The following is a 16028-nucleotide window of genomic DNA, read 5'->3' as shown; positions in this document are numbered from 1 at the left end:
TCATATGAGCGCGAAGGTGCTTGTGTCGGATGATCCATAGGCGGAAAATAGCTCATGCAACCGACGAGGATATGGATTGATACGTCTTGTATCGAAGCAAGCGGAAAGTGGAGCGGCTAACAGCGCGCTTTGGTTAACGCTCCGAGAAGGACCGGGACAAAGTCTCCGTCAGGGGATCTAGCATGTACTGGAGTGCGCTTCGCTTTTGAAGCGTGACAGTTACCTGCACGGGTACGCCGGCGCGGATACCGGTGTCCGCGCCCCGCGCCGCTCGCAACATGGCCACCTGATCGTCGGGTATGACGATCGTGGCGGTGAACTGGCTGAGCCCGGTGCGATCGTCGCGGACGCTATCGGCCGACACCGTCCGGACCACGCCCATCAGGATCGGCAGGTCGCGGTCGTGCAGCGACAGAAACTTTACTTCCGCCGGCTTGCCGGACACCACACCGTCGATATCCTCCGGCGCGAAGGTCGCGCGAACCTCCAGCGGGGCGGCATCAGGTACGATGTCGAGGATCGGCTGTCCGGCCGCGATCACACCGCCCGCGGAATGCACCCTGAGGTCGACGACGCGCCCCGACACCGGCGCACGGACGATCGTCCGCTCCACCTGCTCCTTTGCGGCGATCCACTTGGGGAGCGCATCATTGAGCTGAAACTGCGTCTCACGGAGCATCTTCGCGTTTTCGTCGACGAGCTGCCGACGGGCCTGGGCGACCTGATCGCGCGTACCCGCGACCTGGGCGCGAGACGCGGCGGCCCGTGCGATTAGATCCGCGTTGCTGCCGTCCAGTGCCGCCATGTTTCGTTCGAGCGCACGGACGGTATTGCGCGAAACATCCCCGCTCTCGGCGAGGCGGCGCGTGCTTTCCATTTGCGCCTGCAAGGATTCTCGTTGCTCCGCCGTCGATGCGGACTGCGCCTCGAAGCCTTGGATCTGCCTCGCAAGTTGATCACGTTCGGATCGCAGTATACCGTAGCGAGACGACAAAAGATTACGCTGCGCCTGGGATTGTGCGAGCTGAAGCCGCTTGGCCGCGTCCACCAGCAACCGGTCCGCGCCCTCGACTTGCGCGAATTCCTTGGGCCAACGGATCGTCCCGCCGGTCACCTCCGCTTCGAGCCGCGCCCGTTGTGCCTGGAGATCGATTACCGCTCCTGCGAGCGCGCGTTCCGTCGCGGCGACTTCGGACCCCGATAGCCGGACCAGGGCATCGCCGGCGCGTACGCGCTGCCCGTCCCTGACCAGCACCTGCTCTACATCTCCGCCGTAGCGGTGCTGGATCACCTGCCGATTGCCGGCAACGACAACCTGACCGCCGCCGAAAGCCGCTGCGTCCAGTCGCGCCATGGCGGCCCAGCCCAGAAAGACGACGAAGAACAGAATCGCGACACCGCTGCCGACGATCAGCGCCCGCCGCGGGGAGTCGTCAAGATCGTTGACATCGCCGAACCGCCCGTGCGCCGGGGCCACCGCGATCATGCTCCGACCTCCGCCACTACCTTGGGCTCCTGCTGCGGCGCTGAAACACCTTGCGCAGATTGCCCGGCCATCGCCTCGGCGCGGCTCTTGAAGAACTCTACCTCGCCATCGCGAAGCAGCAGGATATGGTCGGCAACTTGCAACAGGCCGGTGCGATGCGTCGAAACGATCGTCGTGATGCCGTTCGCCTTTGCATGCGCCAGGACACCCGCCAACATCACCTCGCCATTCGTGTCGAGATGAGCGTTGGGCTCGTCGAGAAACAGGAAGCGGGGGCGCCCGAACAGGGCCCGCGCCAGCGCGACGAGTTGCCGCTGCCCGGCAGAGAGGCCGCCGCTCTCGCGGATCGATAGCATCGTGTCATATCCCTGCGGCAGACGTAGGATCATCTCGTGTGCGCCCGCGCGCCGTGCAGCGTCGATCACCGCGGCATCGATATCACCCGATGTTTCCGATCTACTGAACCGCGAAATGTTCGCGTGGACACTGGCGGGGAACAGCGTCGGTGTCTGCGGCATGTACCCCAGATATCCACCGAGAGCCTGCGCATCCCAATCCGACAACTTGGCACCGTCTATCCTGACCTCGCCCGCGTCAGGCCGTATCGCACCGACGAGCGCGCGTAACAGGGTCGACTTGCCTGCGCCGCTGGGTCCGACCAGCGCAACGACCTCCCCCGGTTTGGCAGAGAAGCTCACCGCCTTCAGTATCGCCTTGTCGCTGCCAGGTGCCCGAACAAAGACCCTTTCGACGTCGAGCAGGCCTTCCGGCGCCGGCAATGTCGTGGGCGGAGCCGCTGAGGAATTCAGGGTGAGGAACGTGGACAGGCCCTGGTACGCGGCACGTGCGCCGGTCACGTTCTTCCACGCGCCCAGTATCTGTTCCACCGGTTGAAGTGCCCGACCGACGAGCAACGACGCGGCGAAGATCGCGCCAGCCGATATGCTCTGCCGGATCGCCAACCAGGCGCCCAGCGCCAGAGCCAAAGATTGGAACAGCAACCGCAGGAATTTGGTAGTTGCAAGAAAGCCGCCCGATGTCCTGGCGACCAGGCCCTGATCGGCCACCACGCTCGCGCGCTCCGACAGATGCCGGGCGACCAGAGCGTCGCGCATGCCCAGCGCACGTCCGACCTCCGCTGTCGCGATGGAGTAATCCTGCGAACGCGTGAGCACGCCCGCGCCCGCGGTGGACGCCGCGATTCCCGACCGCGTCGCACGCTCGCCGAGGAATGCCACAAGACTCAGCAACACCAGCGCGGCCACCGCCAGTAAACCGATCCATGCGTGCAACAGAAAACAAACGATCAGATACACCGGAGTCCAGGGTGCATCGAACACGGCCACCACGGCCGGTCCGACCAATGTTCCCCGCACGGTGTCGAAATTGCGGAGCGCCGTCATCCGGTCGGAGACCGTCGCCCGATTGGCATCGAGAATGCGGTGGAGGATCGCAGGAGCGGCCAGCTTCTCCAGCCGAACGCTGGCACGCAACAGCAAGCGCATGCGCACTAGGTCCAGCACCGCGAACACCGCCAACGTCACGATCAACACCAGGATCAAAGCCAGCAGCGTGGCTCCACCGCGGGTGGGGACGACGCGGTCGTAGACCTGCAGCATGAAGATGGATGGTGCCAGGTAGAGGATATTGACCAGGCCGCTGAACAACGCCGCGGCCCACAGATGCCGCCGCGCCGCGCGTAAGGCATGGGACAGGGGATTGGGAGCAGCGTTGTCGGACATCGGGGCTTTCCGGTCGTAGAACATGCGCCCGGCCGTTTCGGGCCGGGCGCATGCATGATCGTGGCAGGTCAGGCGAAGCGGACGGTCCGCCGGTTCGCGGTGCGACGCCGCGCCGCAAAGCCTACCGCGCCGAAGCCGCCGATCATCATCGCCCATGTGGCAGGCTCCGGCACGGCGGCCATGCCCGGCGTGATCGTCAGCGTCACGACGGACTGATCAATGTCCGATGCCAGCGTGTAGACGCCGGTCAGCAGCGTCGGCATCGCGGTCGTTCCGCTGAACAATTGCGAGCCCAGAAAGCCGCGGAAATCGTCATCGGGAAGTTGGATCGTCAGACCTCCATCCCAGGCGGTCGTATTGAACGTCACGGACCGCGCGATCTGCGTCACGCCACCAAAGGTGCCGGGCGTGTCGAGAATCGTGAAATAGCCCGCGGCGACCTCGGCGGGCGGCATCAGATCGTCGGTATCGACCGAAAAGCTCGCCTGATAGGCTCCCGTGATCTGGAACAGGAACGTTGCGGCATCGGCCGGTGTCGCGGCGAGGGCAATTGGGGCGGCCATCATCATCCATGCGGTCTTACGGTTCATTGTACTATCTCCCTCTTGGTGGTGCTGGATTGCGGCAAGTCGGGTAGGTCGCTGGCAAGCGGCCCCCCCGGCGCTGCGGCTGTCGTCGCCAGCATCTGCGGCGTCGGCACCGGCGCGGGCACGGGTGCGTCGCGGCTCCGGCCGCTGGGTACCGACAGCTTGTCGTAGGCGCGGACGAACGGCACGTAGGGGCCGATCTGCGAGCGACGCTGCTGCACGAGATTGTTCGTGGGATCATAGGGGGTGACGCCCCAGACCAGCGCATCCGCGCGAAGGCGGCCGATGAACGCCAGCAACGTCGCCTGGCCGAGATACTGGCCATATCGCGCGTTCACGACGAGAACCTGTGCGTTGAGCAGCCGCTGTTCGGAGTCGATCACCTCGAAGTTGGAGCGCAGCCCTTCTCCGAAACCACGACGGACGCCCGTCGCCGCGGCCTCTGCCGCCTGGATCGCAGCCATGCCGGCGCTCAACTGTTCCTGCGCGGTGACGGTCTGGTTCCAGGCATTGAGGATGCCGGCGGCAATGCTTCGGCGTGCATCCTCGATCTGGAAGCCGGCCGATTGCTGCGCCGCGATCGCTGCACGGACGCGTGATCCCACTACGCCCTGGGTCAGGATCGGCAGCGTGAACGTCACGCCCCCTCCGACGTTGCTGCCCAGATCACGGGACTGGAAGCCCAGCGGATTGACGTAGCCGAACGACCCCTGCGCCGCGATCGTCGGGTTGCGTTCGGCCCGGGCGGCGGCGATCCTGTGCCGGCTCGCCTTCTCCGCCAGCTTCGCCTGCCACAGCACGGGGCTGTCGTCAGCCGCCAGCGTCTGCGCCTCTCCCGATGTCGCGGGCACGCCCGGGAGCGGCGGTTCGGTATCGAGTGCACCGGGATTGCGGCCGACCAGCGTGGCGAAGCGGGAGCGGCTCTGTTCCAGATTGGCCTTCGCCTGTGCCAGTGCCGCCCTGATGATGAAGAGCTGGGCCTGAGCCTGCGAGACGTCCGTCCGGGCAAGATCGCCCTCCCGTTCGCGCGACTGGTTCTGCCTTACCTGACGATCGTAACTTTCCACGGCCCGCAACTGGATCGCGATCAACTGCTGATCGCGACGGACGGATACGTAAGCGTCCACGACTTGCAGCAGCGTATTGTTCTCCAGCTCGCGCAGGCGTTCGCGACCCGACAGGACATCGGCCTCCGCGGCCGACACCTGCGCCGCGGTGCGTCCGCCGCTGGTCAACAGCTGATTGACGGTCAGCGCCACGCCGATCGTGCGCTGCTCGAACAGCGTGAACCCCTCGGTCGAGATGCCGCGTTGGCGACGCTCGTTGTAGTTGAGGTTGCCGGCGATCTGCGCGCCCAGGCGATAGGGACTCAGCGCCTCGATCACGGTTTCGTCCAGCGCCCGCAACTCGGCGCGCTGGGCCTGCAGCCTGGGATTGCTGCGATAGGCATCGACGATCGCATCGGCCAGTGTTTCGCCGGAGGCGGTCGTTGGCCCTGCCAGCAGCAGCAACGACGCGACCAGCCGCCCACCGCGCCCGCGCGATGCGACCGGTTGAACCCGGCTGGCGCTACCGAAAGCAAGGCGCCGCCGATGGGCGAACGTCGTGCGTCGATCGCCTATGCTGAGCAGGGTCGCCAAGGGCACAGACTCCGATGTCAAGAAAAGGACCGGGGCGGCGTGGCGCCGCCCCGGTCGGCCGGATCAGGCCAGGGTCAGCGCGCCCGTCGACATGGCGTCGCCCATCGTGTCGTACAGGTAGAAGGCTGCGTCCTGCATCTCGAACGTCGTACCGGCGCCGCTCGCACCCAGCGATGCGGCGAACGCTCCAGGCAGTGCGCCGGCATCGCTGCTCACGGAGCCGGTCTGGACCGACGCCATCTCCATCACGCGACCATCGGTGAAGCCGTCCGTCCCGGCGGAGACGAAGTCGTACCACCAGTAGCCGCTGGACCGACCGGCTGCGCGCAGTACCGCGCCGCCCTCTCCGACGAGTTCCGCGGTGTCGCCGCGAAGGCTGTTGTCGAGCAGCAGCAAGGCGTTGGAACCGACCGTGATGAGACCCGTCACATCCGCACCGCGCAGCTGCTTGGTCGTCGCGATCCGGTCGCCCCCGCTCCAGTCGAGGATCTGGTCGAAACCGCTGATCCCGGCCGTATCGAACGCGAAGACATCGGTGCCCGCACCGCCGAACAGCCTGTCGTTGCCGGCCCCGCCGTTCAGCCAGTCGGCACCGCGCATGCCGTACAGCCTGTTGTCCAGCCCGTTGCCGGTCAGGCGATCGGCGCCGTCGCCGGTCACCACATTCTCGATCCGGCTGTTCGCCGCGATCGTGAAGGCATCCTGCGTGCCGAAGCGGGTCGTTGCGCCCTCGACCAGCGACACGTCGATGTTCGCCGCCACCGCCGCAGCGTTGATCCAGTCGTTGCCACCGTTCGTGTCGGACAGCGTGCGACGGGCCCCCTCTCCGGCGATGGCCGCCATCGTGAAGAACTCGCTGGTATAGCTATGCACGTCGTCACGCGACGCGCCTGCGCCGAACATGTCCATCGTCAGGCTGTTGATCGTCAGGCGGGTGTCGTTGAGCCCGAAGAACGAGGGCCTCGCGTCGAAGTCGAGATTCATGAACTGAAGCGTCCATTCACCCTGCGTTGCGACGCCCCGGAATCCCGAGAATCCGAACGTGAACTCCTGATCCGGAGAGTTCCGGTCGACTTGCGCCAATTGACCCGTCTGGGCCGTGAAGGCGGTCGTGCCGTCCGGTGCGACGAGTGCGATCTGGCTGATGAACATCTGCGCGAAGGCAGATCCCAACAATTGGTTCTCGTTGCCGTAGACGTCCACCGGCATCCTGAAATTGAGCGTCAGGTCGATATGCTCGACATCCACGTTCTGGCCGACCGCGAAATTGAACCTGACGGGCTCTTCCAGGAAGCCGCCGGCGAACTGTCCGGGAGCGGCACTGTTGAAATTGACCGAGCCGTTCGACGTCAACCCGACGGGAACCACGCCCGTGGAAACCGAGACCTCGTTCGCGGATGTCCCGGCCGCTCCGAACAGCGACCACACTTCGGCCATCCGCACCGCGTTATAGGCATCGACCGCGCCATAGCCATAGTCGTTGCTGTAGTGCATCGCACCGCCGTTCCAGCCCGCGGCATCGCCGGCGAGCTGGAAAGACCGTTCGTTCAGGACGCTCCGTGCCGTGCTCGAACCGGACTGAAAGTTGATGGCGACGGGTCCGGTTTCGAACGCCACCGGCAGCTTGGCCGAGGCCGCGAGAATGTTCCTGACGTCGCGCCAGCCGAGATCGTCGTTGGCGTCGAGCATCAATGCCACGACACCGGTGACGATCGGCGTCGCGCCCGACGTACCGCCGAACTGATTGGTATAGTCGGCTGCGCCCTGCGGATCGAAGGAGGTATTGTAGCCGGCCTCGCCGAGCAGGTCCGTCGTGACGAGACCGGTGCCACCGATTATTGCGCTATCGCTGGACGGCGCCGCGACGAGGAGGTGCGGTCCGTGGTTGCTGTAACTCGATGCCGCACCATCGGCCTCTCGATAGGCGGACACCGCGATAGTGTGGCGATCGGTCTTCCAGCCATCGTTCTGGCCATCGTCCGGCGTGTTGCCCGCGGCAGCGACGATAATCGTTCCAAGCCCGGCTCGACCCGTCTCGGCGGCCATCTCCGCGGCCTGCGCGAGAGCGTTCTGGGCCGTTCCCACGACGCCGCGCGAATTGGACGACCTGATAAGCGGGTTGTATGAACCCCAGCTATGGTTGGTGACGTCATACCGGTTCATCTGGGACATGGCATCGAAGAACGACGCGCCGCCATTCACATAGAGGGGGCTGTCGGGATCGAAGATGTTCACGCTGGTGAGCGAGGCGTTGAATGCGACACCGACGCCACCGCGACCGTTGAGGGCAGCACCGATCAGGCCGGCAACCGAGGTGCCGTGCGGCCCCGGAACCTCGTTGCCACCGATCGTGACGCCGTCGATGACGACATGACGCGATGAATCGTAATTGGCGCTCAAGTCCCAATGCGTGCTCTGCACACCTTCGTCATAGATGCCGACGCTGACGCCGCGACCGGTAAATTCCTGCCATACCGGAAGGATATCGCCGAGCCGGGTCAGGTGCCACTGGCGCAGGGTTTCAGCATTCGTAGCGGGCACATAGAAGTCGAACGCCGTGGTGACTGCAAGGCCGGTCCTGACGTCGTAAGCCTTTCCTGTCGGCGGCGCGGCTACCGCTGCTGCGACGTTCGCATCGGCAGCAAATCCAAGCGTCGCGTTCGCCGCCGTGAAGTTCGAACTATAGCCCATCGTCGTATAACCTCCCTGAATAGATGACAGCCAATGTCGGACGATCATGGAAACTCGGTCCCGATGACTTTGGGGCGCGCCGATCCCCGGCCCGGCACGTTGCGGACACGGCTCTACGGTCAAATTTCGGCATGCCGTCCGATCGATGCGCATCTCCCGACGCGCGACGATTATGGCCAGCGGATGTATGTTTTCCCGAACTTGTCACTCCAGCGATACGGCCGCTGCTACGGCTGCGTGATCGATGAACCTCCACTACCCTCCCGACGCGATTACTGCGCTGATTAGGGGTGAAAGCCATTTTTGAGTCAAGGGCCAGGGCGCGCCGTACAGGCTCAATGCCAATCTAGTTTTCGTACTGACTCTGCCTGCCAAATAAGTCTATATATTATAGATGGTTAGGTCAGGCGAGAATTCACCTCACTCCAAGTGCGGGTTCGAATTGTTTTTCGCAAATTCAATGGCCTAATTACCGGTTATCTACACGGCGACACAATGTAATATTCTAACATCCTGTAGCGTAATCAATTGCCCAGTTTTGGAACAGCGTTAAAACTTTATTGTTAATGACTAAAGTGAAATTATTTTCGTTTGGCTTTTTGGGGTGCATCTGCCCAAGAGAGCTGCCCCTTCTGAGTGGTTCATCGACGATAGCGGTCTGGATCGAGTAAGGGACGACGAACGCCTGCCAGGAAGCACAAGCCTGAGGAGATTACCGGCACGCTGCGCGAGGTTGAGATCATGCTGGGTCAGGGCGGCACGACCGCCGAGGCCGGTCGGCGCATCGCGGTCAGCGATGCAGACCTGCTATCACTGGCGCAAGGAGTAGGGTGGCTTGGAGACGGATCAGGCTCGGCGCGCATGAAGGATCTGTAGAAGGAGAACCCTTCGACAAGCTCAGGAGAGCCCTCCGGCTGCGCCGCGCGATCTCGGACCTGACGCTGGACAATCTCATCCTGCGCTAGGCGGCGCGGGGAAACTTCTGAGCCCCGCAGGGCGTCGTCGGTGCATCGATCAGGTGAAAGAGGTGCTCAGCGAGCCGGTCCGGTACGACAAGCGCCGCTACCGGCGCCGCAGACGCATCGAGATCATGTTCGGCCGCCTCAAGGACTGGCGCCGGGTCGACACCCGCTACGACCGCTGCCCATCGCCTTCTTCTCCGCCATCGCCCCCGCTGCGACCGTCATCTTTTGGCTATGATCAACGAGTCCTGACCCTAGGCGCCCTGACGGCCACAGCTCGGGCCAATCGTAATTTTGTATGTCGCTCGTCGATCACGATCACAGGGTCGGGGACGACGCGGCGTATGTCGTGGATGCCAACCTTCAACTGCCGGAGTTCGATACGAAAGCGATCGCAGATGGGTGTATCGTCGCCGTGCTCGAGCCTCTGCAAAAGCGAGAGTTCGACGGACAGGGCGGAAGGGCACTAAAAACCTCTGCAAGACAAAAAAGCCGACATTCTGTTGAGTGCTGCATGCGGAACCTGTTTCGAACGCTGCGATACTTACCGATGCCGATGTAACTGGCAGGCAAATGATTATCGTGAACGCTGTTCAGTATTGACGTGACCCCCGCCTTTCATCCAGCGGCAACCAGAAACCGACCGTCGTTGTTGCGCAAGAGCGCGGGTGAAGTAACGGCCGGGTTTAAGCCCGGCCGTTGTTTTTCGAATTGTGCGGCGAACGCCGCTGGTGTGGCATAGCCGAGCGAGGAGTGCGGTCGCTTTGTGTCGTAATCATCGATTCAGCGCGAGGATCGAGCGCGCTTGGCGGACCGTGAAGAACAGCATCTCGTTGAGCATTTCGTCGCGCATGCGACCATTGAAGATTTCGGCGAACGTTCTGCGTCGGATTGCATGGTGCGCTATAGTGCCACTCAACGCCGGTATCGCCCGACCATGCGAGCACTGCGTTCGAGGTCAGTTCGGTCCCGTTGTCACTGAAGATCATCCTGGGGGCGATCAGGTCGGCCAGTTCTCGCCCCACCCGCTTGCCCGAGATCGACGTATCCAGCACCGCCCGCAAGCACTCGCGCGTCACGTCGTCGACGATGTTGAGGATGCGAAACCGCCGCCCCGTGGTCATCTGATCATGGACGAAGTCCAGGCTCCAGCGCTGGTTGAGTAGCGCGAGCACGCGCGCTGGTGCCCGCGCACCGACGGCGCGCTTTCTTCCCTTCGGCGACGCACCGTCAGACCTTCCTCACGGTAGAGCCGCTGGGCCTTCTTGCGGTTGATCGCGATGCCGTCCCGTCGCAGCAGGATGTGCAGACGCCGATAGCCGAACCGTCGGCGCCACTGCGCCAGCGTACGCAAACGCGACCGCAGGTCGCCATCCTCTCCTTGGCACGAGCGATATCGCATGCTTGTGCGATCCGCTCCGACAACCATACACGCCCGCCGCTCGCTCATACCCAGCGCCGTCTGGAGATGCGCGACCGCCTCCCGCTTCGCGGCGGGCGTCACCATTTTTTTGACAGCAGGTCCTTCAGACCTGCGTTGTCAAGCATCGTCTCCGCCAGCAACCGTTTGAGCCGGGCGTTCTCCACTTCAAGCGCCCGCAGACGCTTTGCGTCGGACACCTCGAGGCCACCGAACTTCGCCTTCCACGCACAGTAGGTCGCGCTCGGCATCCCGTGCTTGCGGCACACCTCCGTCACCACCGCACCTGCCTCGGCCTCCTTCAGGACGCCGATGATCTGCTCTTCCGGAAATGGCTTCCGCTCCATTCCGTCCATTCCTTCCAGGGCCGGTCTCTAGGTCCAGGCGGATGAAGAAACGGGGGTCACGTCACGCCCTCCTCGACTAGGCGGTCGTCATACCCTTTCGACGTTAGCACCGTCAGCGTTCGCCGCCCTTCGATCCTAGCGTAGGTAAACTTCACTTTCGTGCGGTGACTCTAGATACGACAAGCGCCGCTGCCGACGTCGCGGCCGTATCGAGATCATGTTTGGTCGCCTCAAAGACTGGCGTCGGGTCGCCGCCCGCTACGATCGCTGCCCTGCCGCCTTCTTCTCCAACATTATCCTCGCAGGCACTGTCATCTTCTAGCTGTGATCAACGAGTCCTGACCTATGTCACAAATATCGTCGCCCCGACGATGTCAAAAGGCGAAGTCTAGCGCACCACGTAGCCTTCTATCAAAGCTGTGTTGATCAGCTCTGCAGCACGATCATGGTTCTCCTCAACACCACGTCCAAGCCGATACAGCATTCCCAACCGATATTTCGCCTCAGCTAACCCGGTCTGGTCGGGACCGATCCGGACGGCCACAACTTGACCCCGCGACTGCCCCACAGGTGGTGAGTAGACGTATGTCGTGCCTGATACTTGGGCGCCTGCCCTCCTGTACAGGTCGGCGGCGCGCGTGTAGTTCTGCTCCAAGTCACTGCCGAATTCGTAAGCTTTTCCAAGCTCAAGTTGAGCAATCTTGTCACCGCGCTCAGCCCGGCACTGTAGTGCGGCGACTCCAAAGTCAGGACAAGCCGGGGTTGTCACGCAGCTGGCGAGTAAGGCCAAGGGCAAGACCCAGACCTCCCTCATCAAACTACAGGGCCGCTGGTACCGTGAACGGTGACCTTGTCCTTGCGTCCAGTCGTCGGATCGATCCTGTGCAGACTAAACCGCTCGCCGGCGAACGGACCCGATATCAGATCGGCAAGCATGATTTCGGCAAGCTTGTTTTCGGATGTCGCGAAGGGTGAGATCAGCTCGAGTAGCCATAGCCGGTCGCCCGAATTCCAGTCGGCACTCTCGAGCTGTACGCCTTGCTCTACCTTTGCCTCGGCGGCTTCCGACAGCCAGCCCCAAAGCGCAACCCCAAGCGGCATCTGCTCAAGCCCTGCGCGGCCCATGCCCGGCGGGAACGCATGCGGATCGATATGATCCAGCCCCGGCAACGGACCGAACCGGAACACCCGGAACTGCTCGTGCAGAAGCGCTGGCATCACCGACCATTCAAGGTCGGCGATCTTGAGCTGCTTGTGCGCAGGTGACTGGCTGAACAGCCAGGTTACCTGACCGAGAGCCTCGGCTACTGTCGCGGGGGCACCGTTGCAATCCATGGTACGCGCCTAAACCGCCGGCGCCAGTTGCGCCAGCAGGTGATCGACCGGAGCTGCCGCCGACAGAACGCCCATGCCGATCTCTCCGCCGCCTTGGAACGCCGCCATTGCCGCAATCAATCGATCCGCGCGCACATCTCCCGAGCGCGCCGTGATGGTCGCCACGCTCCGGGGTCCGTCGAGCGCAAGTGAGCCGGAGGCACTGAGCGACCCGGCCTGCCCCCTACGCAGGATCGCTGCTGCACGTGCTGTCGCTTCGGAGGGCGCAGCGGACGCGAACCGCGCCGGTGGTGCGCCTGCCGGGACATCGTCGACGGTTGGGGCGGACGATGGTAGCGGAGCGGGAGCGGCGGCGTGCGTAAGGACTTGTTCGCTCGGATGTTCCGCCGAAGCAGAGCGCTCGGATGCGCCCGGTCCGGTCGGCGGCGTCTGCGCCTTGGACCATTCAACCGGAGCGGGAGCAGTGGCGCCGATCGCGCGCGCGGTCGCGCCCGTCGACCGAGCGCTCGGCGTGGCGCTAGTTACGACTGGACGGTCGACCATCGGCGGCGCAGTCTCGTCACCCGGAAGCGATAGGGGAGTCGCTTTTGGCCCGCCCAGCTTACTGGCGAGCGGGCGCGATCGATCAACGCCGGCAAGAGCGATCTCTCCTTCCGCATCCCCTACGATTTCCGACATCGGATCAAGTTTGCCCTGACCCTTCTTGAGATCAGTTCCGCCCGTTTTGCCGCTGCCGGCGCCACTCGCGCGGTAGGCCAAGAAGACGTCGGCAACGTCCAGCGTTGATCCGTAACAGAGCCCAGTTAAGTATGCTTGTTGCCACCGGCGGGATCTCAAAGCGCGACCAGACCGTCCGCGCAGCACGGACAGATCACCATACCGGTCCAACTACTCCTCGCGTTCTGCGGCCACGGGCTGACAGACGCGAGCTTCGGGTCGATCTCGTGGCTGTTCAGCGACTCGCTGAAGCATAGGTACCGAATGGTTTCCAGCGCCTTCTGCAACGAGATCGCACTCACCGGGGTCAAGCGCATCACCGTGATTACCGACGCCTGCCGGGAAGCCCGCAAGAACCTAGAACTCATGCGGCTGGATTCCCCTCGCGGCGTGGTTGTCCAGGGCGAGCCGGCGGACAGCCCGGCCTTCGATTTGCTGGCCGCCTGCTAGGACGGGCAGCAGGGGCTACATGCTTGCCGACCCCGCCTCGAACGAGCCGGGCAAGTGCGTCTTCTCGGGCGTCAGCGCCGACGCGCTGTGGGGCGAGGAGGCGGCGGCCTTTAACGACGGAGGATTGATCACCACGGCGACACTCGCCGCCTGCGTCCGGGTGAGGACGAGCGCGCGGGCGGAGGAGTACCGGCTCAGGATAAGCCCGCCGTGCCTCGTCGACCCGGTCGATGCCGTGCTTTACGGCCGTCGTATCCCGCCGGATGGGCCGCCGGGCCTGCGCCTTGGCCAGCGGTGTCGACCGCGTCGCCGATGGGCGGGGCGCCGGATCAGGCCGCCGACCGAAGCGAGGCGGTCCGCAACTTCGACCTGCTCGTCAACGACGGGGCGTCAGGGACAGCGTGCTCGGCCTGGCGTTCGGCGAGCGCGCCGGGGCCGGAACGCCGCCGCGCGACCTGATCTCGCTCGATCCGAGGAGCGAGTCGATTTTGCAGGACGTCGAGCGCAAGGCCGCACCCGACAGGTCCGGCCGCCATGGTTGGCTACGCTGGCCCACGAGACCGCACGCGACCTAGCGGACGAGGTTTACCGCGCTTTCGCCGCTTAGCTGCCCACGCTAGCCGCGATGGGCGTGCGCGCACTGCTCAACCGGACCTTCGATCTCGCGGGCGCCGATGCCGGTGCGGACTTCGACACCAAGCTGCGCCAGCTGCGGGGGGCCGGGACTGTCGGGGAGGCCGAACTCGAGACGCTGCGGGTGATGACCGACGCCGGCAGCGCCGCCGGGCACAGGGGCTGGCGACCCGATCCGGATCAGCTCGACACCATCCTGGACGCCGCTGAGGCACTGCTGCACTGCGTGGCCGTGCAGCCAGCCCGGACGGCGAGACTCCGCGGGGCGGTGCCGCCACGCCCGACCCGGCAACGTCGGTGACTCGTCTCCTCAACCAAGGCATGGCAGGCGTGCAACCATGACCGACTGGACCGAACCCGGCGGCTGGCCGCTCCGCTCGCCCGCCTGGCGCGATGCGCTGGGCAACGAGAGCCAGGCGGCATACATGCTGGCTCTCAGTGAACGCCTGCGCAGCTAAGCGCTCCGCGGCGCGCGCCCCACGCCGGCGCTGCCGCTGGACCTCACCGATCCGACGCGGCTGCGCGTAATAATCCTCGCCCAGGATCCATATCCACGCGCGGGCAGGGCGACGGGCCTCGCGTTCGCCGTGTCCGAGGGCGACACGGGCGCCAATTCGTTCGGCAACATGCTCGAGGAGCTGTCGCCTGCACCCGCGCCAGCCGCCGACCTTCTAGCCTGTATCGACATTCAGGATTCCCAAACGGGTTCAAGGCTGATTCATTGGTATCCGTGTTGAGGGGCGGTGCAGGTGATGGGGATCAAGCGGTACGAGTTGAGCGAGGCGCAGTGGTCACGGGTTGCGGCGCTGGTTCCGGGCAAGGTGGCGGATCCCGGCCGGACGGGCGTGGATAACCGCTTGTTCGTGAACGGATGTGTATGGGTGCTGCGGTCTGGCGCACACTGGTGCGACCTGCCTGAGCGTTATGGCAAGTGGAAGACAGTGCACCAGCGCTTCAGCCGCTGGTGCCATGCCGCCGTCTGGGAACGGGTGATCGAGGCGCTGACGACCGACGGGAACAACCAGGATCTGATGATCGACAGCACCATCGTTCGCGCCCACCAGCAGGCACCGACTGGAAAAGGGGGGTAAGGATCAGGCGCTGGGGCGTTCCCGAGGCGGACTGACGACCAAGATCCACATGTTCGCCACTACGTTCGGCCGCCTCTTGCGGTTTCGCATCATGCCTGGGCAGGCCAGCGACATCGTCTCAGCTTCTGCCCTGCTCGAAGGCCGGCAGGCAAAGGCCGTTCTGGCTGACAAGGCGTATGACGGCAACGACTTACGTGCCCGGATCGCCGCCATGAAGGCTGAGGCGGTGATCCCGTCCAAGCGCAACCGCAAGATTTCCATCCCGCACGATGTCGGTGCCTACAAGCATCGCAACCAGATCGAGCGGTGCTTCGGCCGCCTCAAGCATTTCCATCGCTTCGCCACCCGCTACGACCGCCGCACCGTCCATTTCACCGGCTTCGTCCATCTCGTCGCTGCCATGATCTGGCTTCGCTGAATGTCGATCGGCGCTAGGTATTTAGAGAGTAGCATGCCGGCTGATCGCCAAGGATATGGGACGCCAACGCCACCACGCGGTTCGCCAAGCCCCTGCCAACCCAATTCGAATCTTTCGAAATGCAGCTCGTCGCAATGACGACAACAGAAATGTCCCGCGCCTGCGTGCCATGGACTGATCCGCCCCACGGTGACAAGGTAAGTCGTTGAAAAATGGTGCTGCCGGTGAGGATTGAACTCACGACCTCAGCCTTACCAAGGATGCGCTCTACCACTGAGCTACGGCAGCACTCGCCGACGGGCGGGAGCAGCGCCTAGAGACGAGGCGGGCGGGATTGTCAAGGCTTGGGGAGCGGGTTAGCGCCGGGCATGGCCGATAAGGATCGAGAGCGCGAGGAACGGCTGGCGGCCCAACTGCGCGCCAATTTGAAGCGGCGCAAGGCGCAGGCGCGCGAGGCCGTCGACGCTCCTGCCGACCGGCCGCCGCCGGATACCGATCCGTCTGCGTAG

12 protein-coding genes, 1 tRNA gene and 3 pseudogenes are annotated in these 16028 nt (G+C 64.2%); 6 read left to right on the top strand and 10 right to left on the bottom strand.

Annotation, left to right across the window (positions count from 1 at the left end):
* Positions 1-133: 133 nt before the first annotated feature.
* From ILT43_RS11670 to ILT43_RS11650, 5 genes are all read right to left on the bottom strand, one after another.
* Entirely contained in the window at positions 134-1486 is a 1353-nt protein-coding gene (locus ILT43_RS11670) for an HlyD family type I secretion periplasmic adaptor subunit (RefSeq protein ID WP_204199134.1), read from the bottom strand.
* A complete protein-coding gene (locus ILT43_RS11665) occupies positions 1483-3252 on the bottom strand; it encodes a type I secretion system permease/ATPase (RefSeq protein ID WP_204199133.1) in 1770 nt (589 codons plus the stop codon). Before ILT43_RS11665 ends, ILT43_RS11670 begins: the two co-directional genes overlap by 4 nt.
* A 44-nt stretch (positions 3253-3296) precedes the next feature.
* The gene (locus ILT43_RS11660) at positions 3297-3818 is read right to left on the bottom strand and encodes a PEPxxWA-CTERM sorting domain-containing protein (RefSeq protein WP_204199132.1); all 522 of its coding nucleotides are present in this window, start codon (positions 3816-3818) and stop codon (positions 3297-3299) included.
* A complete protein-coding gene (locus ILT43_RS11655; protein WP_204199131.1) occupies positions 3815-5455 on the bottom strand; it encodes a TolC family outer membrane protein in 1641 nt (546 codons plus the stop codon). Before ILT43_RS11655 ends, ILT43_RS11660 begins: the two co-directional genes overlap by 4 nt.
* A 63-nt stretch (positions 5456-5518) precedes the next feature.
* Positions 5519-8146 (bottom strand): S8 family serine peptidase, encoded by a 2628-nt coding sequence (locus ILT43_RS11650; protein ID WP_204199130.1) that lies wholly within the window; start codon positions 8144-8146, stop codon positions 5519-5521.
* 925 nt (positions 8147-9071) lie between these two features.
* Here ILT43_RS11650 and ILT43_RS19885 point away from each other — a divergent pair.
* Positions 9072-9346, top strand: a pseudogene (locus ILT43_RS19885) (IS5 family transposase); the annotation flags it as partial.
* A gap of 380 nt (positions 9347-9726) precedes the next feature.
* On the opposite strand, the pseudogene ILT43_RS11635 reads toward ILT43_RS19885, so the two are convergent.
* Positions 9727-10875, bottom strand: a pseudogene (locus ILT43_RS11635) (IS3 family transposase).
* 172 nt (positions 10876-11047) lie between these two features.
* On the opposite strand from ILT43_RS11635, the pseudogene ILT43_RS11630 reads away from it, so the two are divergent.
* A pseudogene (locus ILT43_RS11630) lies at positions 11048-11197 on the top strand (IS5/IS1182 family transposase); the annotation flags it as partial.
* Positions 11198-11263: 66 nt separating this feature from the next.
* Here ILT43_RS11630 and ILT43_RS19880 read toward each other — a convergent pair.
* From ILT43_RS19880 to ILT43_RS11615, 3 genes are read right to left on the bottom strand one after another with little or no spacing between them, the layout of a single operon-like run.
* Entirely contained in the window at positions 11264-11689 is a 426-nt protein-coding gene (locus ILT43_RS19880) for a tetratricopeptide repeat protein (protein ID WP_425530299.1), read from the bottom strand.
* Complete coding sequence (locus ILT43_RS11620; protein ID WP_204199128.1) at positions 11689-12210, bottom strand: toxin-activating lysine-acyltransferase; 522 nt, start codon at positions 12208-12210, stop codon at positions 11689-11691. Before ILT43_RS11620 ends, ILT43_RS19880 begins: the two co-directional genes overlap by 1 nt.
* A 9-nt stretch (positions 12211-12219) precedes the next feature.
* Complete coding sequence (locus ILT43_RS11615) at positions 12220-12375, bottom strand: hypothetical protein (RefSeq protein ID WP_204199127.1); 156 nt, start codon at positions 12373-12375, stop codon at positions 12220-12222.
* A gap of 816 nt (positions 12376-13191) precedes the next feature.
* Here ILT43_RS11615 and ILT43_RS11610 point away from each other — a divergent pair.
* The 3 genes from ILT43_RS11610 (at position 13192) to ILT43_RS11600 (ending at position 15519) form a co-directional block, all read left to right on the top strand.
* On the top strand, positions 13192-13377 hold the full coding sequence (locus ILT43_RS11610) for a hypothetical protein (protein WP_204199126.1): 186 nt from the start codon (positions 13192-13194) through the stop codon (positions 13375-13377).
* A 607-nt stretch (positions 13378-13984) separates the two neighbouring features.
* Positions 13985-14311, top strand: coding sequence for a DUF4145 domain-containing protein (locus ILT43_RS11605; RefSeq protein WP_343283970.1), 327 nt, complete (start codon positions 13985-13987; stop codon positions 14309-14311).
* A 457-nt stretch (positions 14312-14768) separates the two neighbouring features.
* Positions 14769-15519 (top strand): IS5 family transposase gene (locus ILT43_RS11600; RefSeq protein ID WP_204199460.1). Its coding sequence is split into 2 segments (ribosomal slippage): positions 14769-15100 and positions 15099-15519, totalling 753 coding nucleotides; the frame shifts between segments, so codons are not numbered across the junction.
* A 213-nt stretch (positions 15520-15732) separates the two neighbouring features.
* Here the strand turns inward: ILT43_RS11600 and ILT43_RS11595 are convergent.
* Positions 15733-15807 (bottom strand) — tRNA-Thr (locus ILT43_RS11595).
* A gap of 80 nt (positions 15808-15887) precedes the next feature.
* On the opposite strand from ILT43_RS11595, the gene ILT43_RS11590 reads away from it, so the two are divergent.
* Positions 15888-16028, top strand: a complete 141-nt coding sequence (locus ILT43_RS11590; protein WP_204199124.1) for a hypothetical protein — start codon at positions 15888-15890, stop codon at positions 16026-16028.

It is taken from the genome of Sphingomonas longa, assembly GCF_016892685.1.
Lineage (GTDB): Bacteria > Pseudomonadota > Alphaproteobacteria > Sphingomonadales > Sphingomonadaceae > Sphingomonas > Sphingomonas longa.
This window is presented reverse-complemented; position numbering and strand designations above follow the sequence as displayed.

Excerpts from the sequence above, each read along its gene's own strand:
- ILT43_RS11650 (WP_204199130.1), bottom strand. The coding sequence starts at position 8,146 with ATGGGCTATAGTTCGAACTTCACGGCGGCGAACGCGACGCTTGGATTT.
- ILT43_RS19880 (WP_425530299.1), bottom strand. The coding sequence starts at position 11,689 with ATGAGGGAGGTCTGGGTCTTGCCCTTGGCCTTACTCGCCAGCTGCGTG.
- ILT43_RS11665 (WP_204199133.1), bottom strand. The coding sequence starts at position 3,252 with ATGTTCTACGACCGGAAAGCCCCGATGTCCGACAACGCTGCTCCCAAT.
- ILT43_RS11610 (WP_204199126.1), top strand. The coding sequence starts at position 13,192 with ATGGTTTCCAGCGCCTTCTGCAACGAGATCGCACTCACCGGGGTCAAG.
- ILT43_RS11660 (WP_204199132.1), bottom strand. The coding sequence starts at position 3,818 with ATGAACCGTAAGACCGCATGGATGATGATGGCCGCCCCAATTGCCCTC.
- ILT43_RS11670 (WP_204199134.1), bottom strand. The coding sequence starts at position 1,486 with ATGATCGCGGTGGCCCCGGCGCACGGGCGGTTCGGCGATGTCAACGAT.
- ILT43_RS11620 (WP_204199128.1), bottom strand. The coding sequence starts at position 12,210 with ATGGATTGCAACGGTGCCCCCGCGACAGTAGCCGAGGCTCTCGGTCAG.
- ILT43_RS11590 (WP_204199124.1), top strand. The coding sequence starts at position 15,888 with ATGGCCGATAAGGATCGAGAGCGCGAGGAACGGCTGGCGGCCCAACTG.